Genomic DNA, 8,235 nt, shown 5'->3' on the forward strand with positions numbered 1-8,235 from the left:
CTGCGTGCGCGCTGGCGCACAGTCTTTCGCAAGGTGCCGCCACCCACTTTATCCCGCAATCTGTTGTTTCGGACGCTGGCCTATCGCCTGCAGGCCGACCGATTCGGAGACCTCGATGCTGAAACCCGGCGCATCCTGGACCGCGTGAAGCTCGATGGCCGCGGCGACACACTGAAGGGAGTGATGGCGGGCTTCAGGAGGCCGGACTGGAAGCTCCAACCCGGCACGGTCCTCTCCCGGGAATGGAAGGGCAAGATGCATCGGGTCACCATCACCGCAGATGGGTTTGGCTGGGATGGCAGGACCTACAAGAGCCTGACCCAGATCGCCTACGCCATCACCGGCACCCGCTGGAACGGACCCCGCTTCTTTGGCTTCCGGAACAAGTCGGCTCGGAAGGCGGAGGCCTAGAGTAATGAAGAAGGAATCTGGAAAGACCGTCCGCTGCGCCATCTACACCCGGGTCTCGAGCGATTCCGGGCTGGAGCAGGATTTCAATTCGCACTATCCTTGCGGTCAAACAGCGCTTCGTCTGCTTCCACGAAGCGGGCCACGGTTTCCTTCCGTGGCAACGCCCAGTCTATGCGGTGGTCGAGGATTGCGACAAGGCCATCGATGCCACGACGGCAGAGCTGTTCGACCGGGAAGCAAACGTCTTCGCGTCCGAAGTGCTGTTCCAGCTCGACACGTTTCAAGAGATGGCTGAGGCCGAGGCTTTCGAGGTCTGGACGCCGGTGCGCTTGGCTAAGAAGTTCAACGCATCGAACTATTCGGCCATTCGCCAGTACGTCTCGAAAAGCGACCGCATCTGCGCCGTCGTCGTGCTCAACAAGCCCGTGCTGGAAGAAGGCTTCGGCTTTCGCGCCACGCTGCGGCGCCCGATTCAGTCCAAGCTTTTCACCGAGACGTTCGGGCAGTATGCTTGGAAGGACGCGTATTCGCCGAGCGATGACCTCGGCGCCTTCATACCCATCGGCAAGCAGCGATCATCCGGAAAGCGCAATTTGGCGCTGATCGACCTTAATGGCGTTCGCCACGAGTGCATCGGCGAATCGTTCTTCACGGGCCATCAGGTCTTTGTACTCATCCACGCCGTCAAAACTCTGACGGCCAAGCGCGTGTTCCTGAGCCTCGTTCAGTGAGGAATAAGCCGTTCGTCACGGCTCCAGGATATCCGGCAAACCACCGTAAGCGCTGTTTTCAAAAATTTGGCAGAGAACAGGTTGCGTATTTAGTTTGCTCCCACGCGCGATACGAACCCGCCTCTGCGTACAATTTTCGCTCGGATCCGCATCGAGAGCGTTAGATTCGAACCGGTCTCTGCGCAAAAAATCAGAAACCGCTTGGAAAAGTATTTTTGGGGGTCAGAGACAAAGCGCGAAATCGCAGCAGCTTCGATGAGATAAGGTTCCGCAGAGACTCTGCTGGCAGCGAAACTGAGCCGTGTTCGCGCTGAAAGGGGCGGGCCACCAAGAAAATTTGCGATCATATTCCTAGTGTGGTGGGTGTACAAGGATTCGAACCTTGGACCCGCTGATTAAGAGTCAGCTGCTCTACCAACTGAGCTATACACCCGGGCCACTTACTCGCCGTCAGGCGAAAGCGCGGCTCGTTTAGCAAAGCCGTCTCGCCGTGTCCAGCAAAGGCGGGCAGATCCGGCGCAAATCCGGGACTTTTTCCCGTCGGCGGCCCCACCGCGGACACCCCGCCAGTACAACGCGGCAGCCGAACGGAAAGTCCGAGAAACCTCGCTGGCGCCGGCACCCGGAAGCACCCGTTTCAACCTCGAACGGCCGATCAGCCTCGGGCCAATTGGCGAGCGGCGCGCCAGCCTCGGGCACATCGGCACCTCGGTCTCCGAATCAGCCGCCTCGCGCCTCCGAATCGGCGGAAACCCGCGCCGCCCACTCGCACACCGGCCCCTCAGCCGGCTGGACGGTGAACCGCGCTTCATCCGGGTCCGGCTGCCGGTGAATGTCCCGGTTTTCCGGTCCCGCGGCCGCTCCATCGCGGCGCTCCCGCCAGGTCGAGGCGCGATGGGCCAAAGCCGTCCATCAAGATCCACAGACTCCGGCCCGTCGTTCATCCTCGCCTCCATCCATCTCGATCCGGCGGACCGCATACCGGCAATCGGGCTTATCGATTGGACCAACGCGCGGGGGGCCTGGTTGCGATCCCGGCGCGTCGGGGAGCGGCAAAGAAAAGGCCGCCGGGCGGGGGGTCCCGGCGGCCTCTGCGTAGCGGCGATCTGTGGGGCTGGGGGGCTCAGATGATCGCCGCCTCTCACTCTTGCCATGCGGCCAAAACCGCACGGCACCTCGTTCACCACCGCTCTTCGGCCGCCTCGCGGCCGGGAGCGGAACGTGCACTCACACGATGGAAACCTGTGTCTTATGGACCGTAAGTAAAGGGTGTCGCCGGCAGCCCTTCAACTTAAATATCGGACAGGTTCCCCGCGTAGGGACGCACAGGGAGACGTGGCCGATTGTCACCGTCGCCCCGCCTTTTGCCCCGCCCGAAAAATATCGGCTAGACTTCGAACATGACCGGAAACATCCGGCAGCCCACGGGCACGACAATTCCAGGGAGAGAGACAATGAAGGAGAGGACACGCAGCCGCTGGCTTGCGGCATCGACAGCCGGCCTTGCGATTGCCGTTGCGGCCAGCGCCGCAACCATCGGGAACGCGCAGGAGCGCAAGTCGATCCGGCTCGCCACTGCAAGCGTCGACACCTACGGCTACAAGGTCGCGGCAGCCCTAGTGAAGGTCGCCGAGGAAGCGCTCGGCGGCGAGTACACGATCACGGTCAATCCGTATCCCGCGACGACCGCTGCGATGAAAGCCACGATGGATGGCAATGGCGAGCTCGGCTACACCGCCGATATCGGCATGACCGAGCTTTACGGCAGCGAAGGCGGCTTCAAGAACTACAAGGCCGGCAAGGGCATGCTGGTGCACACCTGGTACGCCTACCCGATGGAGACATTCATCGCGGTCCCCGCGGACAAGGCCGCACAATACAAATGCCTGAAGGACCTGTCCGGCAAGCCGACCTTCTTCTCTCCTGCCGGGTTCATGAACTGGTCAAACTTCATGCGCACCTACAAGGCGCTGGGCTACGACTTCAAGCACGTCCAGATCGACCCGAAGACGCAGGCCGACGCATTGAAGGCCGGCACCATTGCAGCCTCGGTCGCGTACACCACGGCGGGAGCCTCGCTCGTTCCGTACTGGAAGGAGACCGAGATCCGCATGGACGTGAAGGTGGTCAATCCGTGCCCGGATGAAATCGCCAAGCTGAAAGCGGCCGGCCTGAGCGTCGTCGAAGTCAACCCGAAGGTGTTCTCCAAGGATGTCGGCGTCCAGACGATCAGCGGCGTGCCGATCCTGTTCGCATTCAACATGCGCGCCGACATGCCGGAAGACGTGGTCTATCGCCTCCTCACTGGCCTCTACAAGAACCGCGATGCGCTGGTGAAATCCGACCCCGGCTTCGCGCCGCTCGCGAAGGACTTCGTCGGCATGCAGGTCTCGGGGATCAGCGCCAATCCGCAAATCCCCGTCCATCCCGGACTTGCCAAGTTCCTGAAGGAACACAAGGCCTGGAACGACAGCTGGAAGATCGCGAACAGCGGCAGCTGATAACAGCCATCGACATGGATGCAGGCGCGGACAGGCGAAAAGCCCTGCCGCGCCTTCATCACATCAGGACGCGTGGGCTGCGGGGACGATAATGACCGGGGCGATCAAGAGACAATTCAGCCTGAACAATCTCATCCTGTTGCTGTCGACCGTACAGCTCGGCTGGCTCCTTTGGTATTTCTACACGGGCTCGGGTGGACCGCAGCAGCTGGTCGCGCATCTGATCCCCATCACCATCGTGCTGCAAATCCTGTTCATGACGCGGGAGGGCTATCTCTATCCGTTCCTGCCGGCGCGCGTGAACGATCTGATCGTCGCGCTCTACATCGCGATCGCGGCCTATGCGTTCTGGCATTTCTTCTGGGAGTTCGAGGAGATCGCAATCTACCGGCAGGGTTCTTATACGCAGCAGGACTTCATCTGCGGGCTGCTGATGTTCCTTCTGGTGATGGAGCTGTCGCGCCTCGCGCACCCTGCCCTGTTCTGGATCAATATCGTCCTGATCGCCTACACGCTGTGGGGCTATCTCAGCCCGATCGACTTCTTCTGGCATCCGGGCACGAGCTTCTATCGCATCGTCACGTCGAGTACGGTCGAGATGTCGACCGGCATCTACGGCATCTATGGCCAGATCGGACTGACGGTGATCGCAGCGTTCCTGCTGCTCGCGGCCGCTGCACGCGGCTTCGGTGCGCAAAGCGCCATGATCAACGTGATGCGCAAACTCGCGGGCCGCTCGCGCCAGGCGGTCCCACAGACCGCGGTGTTGGGATCACTCGCGGTCGGCACCATTTCAGGCTCCGGCTCCGCCAATGCGGTGGTGGTCGGCTCGATCACCATCCCGCTGATGAAACGCTACGGCGTGCCCGGCGCATTCGCCGCCGCGGTGGAAACCGCAGCCTCGATGGGCGGGCTGATCATGCCACCGATGATGGGCATCGGCGCATTCCTGATGTCGCAATTCCTGGGCGTTCCCTATTGGGACGTGGTCGCGCGCGGCTTTGCGCTTGCCGCGGTCTATTACATCTCGCTGGCGCTTGCGGTGTATCTCCTGTGCGTGCGCCTGTTGCCGCGCGACGAAATCGTTCCGCCGCCGGTCGTCACTTATGACCAGATCAAGACGGGCATCTTCTTCCTGTCAGTGCTCTTCCTGATTTTCCTGATGGGCTATTTCGGCACCGGCGAATTGCTGGCGGCGCTTTACACCGCGGCGTTCATGTTCGCCCTGCTGCTGATCGCGTTCCTGTATTTCAAGTATGTCCTCAAGGATCCGGAGGTCGCGAAGGAATCGCTGATCGAGAACGTCAAGCTCTCGATCGAAACCCATGGCGACATGACGTCGTACCTGACGCTCCTGCTGGCGACGCTCGGCATTATGATCGGCCTGTTCACGGTCACGGGCTTCATCAACCGCATGGGCGCAAGCCTACTCGATCTCGGCGCCTGGAACATCATGGCGATGGTGGCGATGGCCTATATCTTCGGCTGGCTGGTCGGCGCGGGCCTGCCGCCAACCGCCACCTATATCATCGGCGCCGTGATCATCGTTCAGCCACTGGTCAATCTCGGCGTGAACCCGTGGGTGGCGCACTTCTTCGTGTTCCTGATCTCGGTCTGGGGCGAGCTCTCGCCGCCGACCTCGCTCACCGCAGCGGTGTCAGCGCGCATCGCCGAAGCCTCGTTCATGAAAACGATGTGGATCGCGCTGAAGATCTGCCTGCCGATCACGCTGATGACGTTTGCGATCTTTACCCGCTCGAACATGGTCGTCACCACCGGCTGGGAGCAGATCGTCGATACGTTGCTGGTGCTGATCGGAACCTGCGCATTGTGCTTCGCGATGTTCGGACGTTTCTCGCCAAACGCCGCGGCCGACGCAGGTCTTCGTATCGTCCTGGCCCTCATCGCGGGCTTTGTGCTGTTCCATCCGAACGACACCTGGGCGCTGATGGCGTCGCCGCTTTGCGCCGTGCTTACGATCGCAGGGATCGCGCGGCACCAGAGCGCGACACCGCCCGCCGCGCTCGAAGCCGAGGTCAGCGAAAGCCGCGGCGACCTTTCGGCGCTGATGATGGAAGCCAAGCGCGAGCTTTGAGCGATTGACCGACGCACAAAAAAAGGGCCGCTTCCCAGAGCGGCCCTTATACGCGTCACCTGTCAAAACGCGACGCTACTCACTCAACTTGCAACGCAACTATTCGAACCGCGCCGCCAGGCTCCCGAAGCCCATCGCGCGCGCCAGCGTGATGGCCTCGCGCTTCTGATCCTCGTCCAGCGAATTGACCAGCGGCCTTGCGGCCGAGACCAACTTGCGTATCGAAACCGCGCTCATCGCCATTTCGGTTGCGCGGGTGCCGACCCGCCGAAGGACACCGGGGTTACCGGACGCGTCCGCCACCTGCTGGCGCTCGCTTTCACTCGCCATAGCGCGCAGTGCCGCTTCTACCCGCGGCCAGTGACGTTCTTGCGCAGGCTTCAGGCGCAGCGCGGCCTTGAACCGGGCAATGCCAGCTTCAACCCGGCCCGGGTCGGCAGCCGCCGGGACGGAGGTTGCGATCGATCCAGAAAAAGCCAGCACGAAGAGGCCGGCGACAAACGCCTTCCACATTGAAGACCCCGCGTTTTTCGATTTGCTGCAGCGCGAAATAGCGGAGGGGGTCCGCTGAGGCAACATTGGTTCGGTTAATAAGGGATCAAAATATCTTTCATTAACCGACACTTATTGCGGCTTCTTTGCGGCCGGCCGGAATTCCTGCCGCCGGCGCTACGCCGGCCGCTATTTTCCCGCCTGCAGGCGCCAGATCGCCGCTAGAATGTTGGAATAGTCGTCGGTCCAGGGGCGCACCGAGCCGTCCGCGACCTTCGGGCGCCAGCCCGGTCGGGCGGACAGCGTGGCGATGTCGTCCTGGGAGCGGGCGACCACGGCGACCAGCGAGCCGGCGTACATGTCCCGGCGCGTTTCCTCGGGCGACACCGAATCATCCCGTCGGACAATCGTCGTGAGCCCATGGGTCGCACCGACCTCGGCAATCACGCTGGCGAGTTCGAGATAGCGATTGGAGATATGGAAGGCGATCGCCCCGCCCTCCTTCAGCCGGCTCAGATACTGGCCAAGGGCCTCCCGCGTGAGGAGATGCACCGGCACGACGTCCGATGAAAACGCATCGAGCACGATCAGGTCGAACCGGCCCGCCTCCTCGGCAAGCGTCAGCCGCGCATCGCCGAGCACGATGTCATCTGAGCCGCCGCATTCCGACAGGAAGCGGAATTTCTCCGGATCGCGCGCGAGCCGCACCACCACCGGGTCGATCTCGAAATAGCGCCAGCGCTCGCCGGCGCGTCCATGGCAGGCCATGCTGCCGGTTCCGAGTCCCACCACCGCGACCGCGTCGAGCCTGCCCCTCTGCTCGCGCATCGTGGCGATCGTCTCGGCAATCGGTCCGCGCTTGTAATAGTAGGTCAGCGGCTCCGGCCTGCCGGTATTCGGCGCGCCATCCTCGTTCTTCAGACGCTGCACGCCATGCAGCGTCGTGCCATGGAACAGCATGCGGAAGCGGCCATCGGTCGAGTCCGCGACCTTGTGCACGCCGAAGAAGCTGCGCGATGTCTCCGCGTGCACGAAGCCCGGCTTGTACAATGCGGTCGCGATCAGCACGAACGCTGTCGCGAGCGCCGCCTTCATGGTGTCGCGTGCATTCAGCATGATGTAGGCGGCGACCGCGACGAGACCGATCATCCAGGCGACCGCCATGCCGGCCGGAATCTGATGCCCGAGCAGATACGGCAGCACCACGATTGCTACGAGCGCGGCGAAAACTACGCCGCCTTTGGCCCAGCGGCGCCAACCGCCATCGAAAGCGCCAGGCAGGCACAGCAGCGCCAGCACCATGAGGATCGGATATTCCCACACATCCGGGAAAACGTAAGGAGCAATCAATCCGGTGAAGATGCCGCCGAGCACGCCGCCGACGGAAATCCAGAGATAGAAGCCTGTCAGATAGCGCGCGTCCGGCCGCTTCAGGTAAAGCTCGCGATGGCAGATCATCGCCGTGACCGCGAGCAGCGCAAGATCGAGGAACAGCACCACAAACCAGTAGGCGCGCGCTCCCCCGAACAAGGCGATCGCGAGCGGCGCAATGATGAACGGCTGCAGCCGCACCAGCGCCCGGTGCGTCTTCTCGCCGCCCGCGCGGAAGGTGAAGATGAAGGTCGCGAGGAAAATGGCGAGCGGCACCACCCACAGGAACGGCGCGGATGCGATGTCGGTCGAGATGTGCGACGTCACTGCAACCAGCATCGCCGACGGCACGAAGGCGAGTGCGATCCAGCGTGCAATGTCCATCAAGCGGGGCGCGACCGCCAGCGTTGCCTCGGCCCGTGCTGTCGCCGGCCGCATGGTCGCGGCCATCAGAATCCCGGCGCCGGCAATCATCGCCATCAGCAGAACGAAGCCGCCGGTCCAGGCGAGCGACTGCGAGCGCAGCGTCAGGAACGGCTCGATCACGACGGGATAGGCCAGCAGCGCAACGAACGAACCGAGATTTGACGCGCCATAGAGGAAATACGGATCGTTCGCCTGCGGATGCTTCGTG

6 protein-coding genes and 1 tRNA gene are annotated in these 8,235 nt (G+C 62.5%); 4 read left to right on the top strand and 3 right to left on the bottom strand.

Going from position 1 to position 8,235, the window contains the following annotated elements; all coding sequences use genetic code 11:
- Together VNZ93_RS22270 and VNZ93_RS22275 are read left to right on the top strand one after the other, a co-directional pair.
- Nucleotides 1-411: DUF2924 domain-containing protein (locus VNZ93_RS22270; protein ID WP_325710544.1), on the top strand; the 411-nt coding region annotated here is incomplete at its 5' end.
- A gap of 95 nt (nt 412-506) precedes the next feature.
- A complete protein-coding gene (locus VNZ93_RS22275; RefSeq protein ID WP_325710559.1) occupies nt 507-1,142 on the top strand; it encodes an ImmA/IrrE family metallo-endopeptidase in 636 nt (211 codons plus the stop codon).
- 357 nt (nt 1,143-1,499) lie between these two features.
- Here the strand turns inward: VNZ93_RS22275 and VNZ93_RS22280 are convergent.
- Nucleotides 1,500-1,575, bottom strand: a tRNA-Lys gene (locus VNZ93_RS22280).
- A gap of 1,021 nt (nt 1,576-2,596) precedes the next feature.
- Between VNZ93_RS22280 and VNZ93_RS22285 the strand changes: the two genes are divergently transcribed.
- Nucleotides 2,597-3,643 (top strand): TAXI family TRAP transporter solute-binding subunit, encoded by a 1,047-nt coding sequence (locus VNZ93_RS22285; protein ID WP_325710547.1) that lies wholly within the window; start codon nt 2,597-2,599, stop codon nt 3,641-3,643.
- A gap of 91 nt (nt 3,644-3,734) precedes the next feature.
- Nucleotides 3,735-5,738, top strand: coding sequence for a TRAP transporter fused permease subunit (locus tag VNZ93_RS22290; protein WP_325710550.1), 2,004 nt, complete (start codon nt 3,735-3,737; stop codon nt 5,736-5,738).
- Nucleotides 5,739-5,837: 99 nt separating this feature from the next.
- On the opposite strand, the gene VNZ93_RS22295 is transcribed toward VNZ93_RS22290, so the two are convergent.
- Entirely contained in the window at nt 5,838-6,362 is a 525-nt protein-coding gene (locus VNZ93_RS22295) for a Spy/CpxP family protein refolding chaperone (protein ID WP_325710553.1), read from the bottom strand.
- Nucleotides 6,363-6,419: 57 nt separating this feature from the next.
- On the bottom strand, nt 6,420-8,235 hold a 1,816-nt coding region (locus VNZ93_RS22300), incomplete at its 5' end, for a fused MFS/spermidine synthase (protein WP_325710556.1).

It is taken from the genome of Pseudorhodoplanes sp. (assembly GCF_035565795.1).
In the GTDB taxonomy this organism is placed as follows: Bacteria; Pseudomonadota; Alphaproteobacteria; order Rhizobiales; family Xanthobacteraceae; genus Pseudorhodoplanes.

Bases quoted from the DNA above. Each gene is read 5' to 3' on its own strand.
- VNZ93_RS22285 (WP_325710547.1), top strand. From the start codon at position 2,597: ATGAAGGAGAGGACACGCAGCCGCTGGCTTGCGGCATCGACAGCCGGC.
- VNZ93_RS22290 (WP_325710550.1), top strand. From the start codon at position 3,735: ATGACCGGGGCGATCAAGAGACAATTCAGCCTGAACAATCTCATCCTG.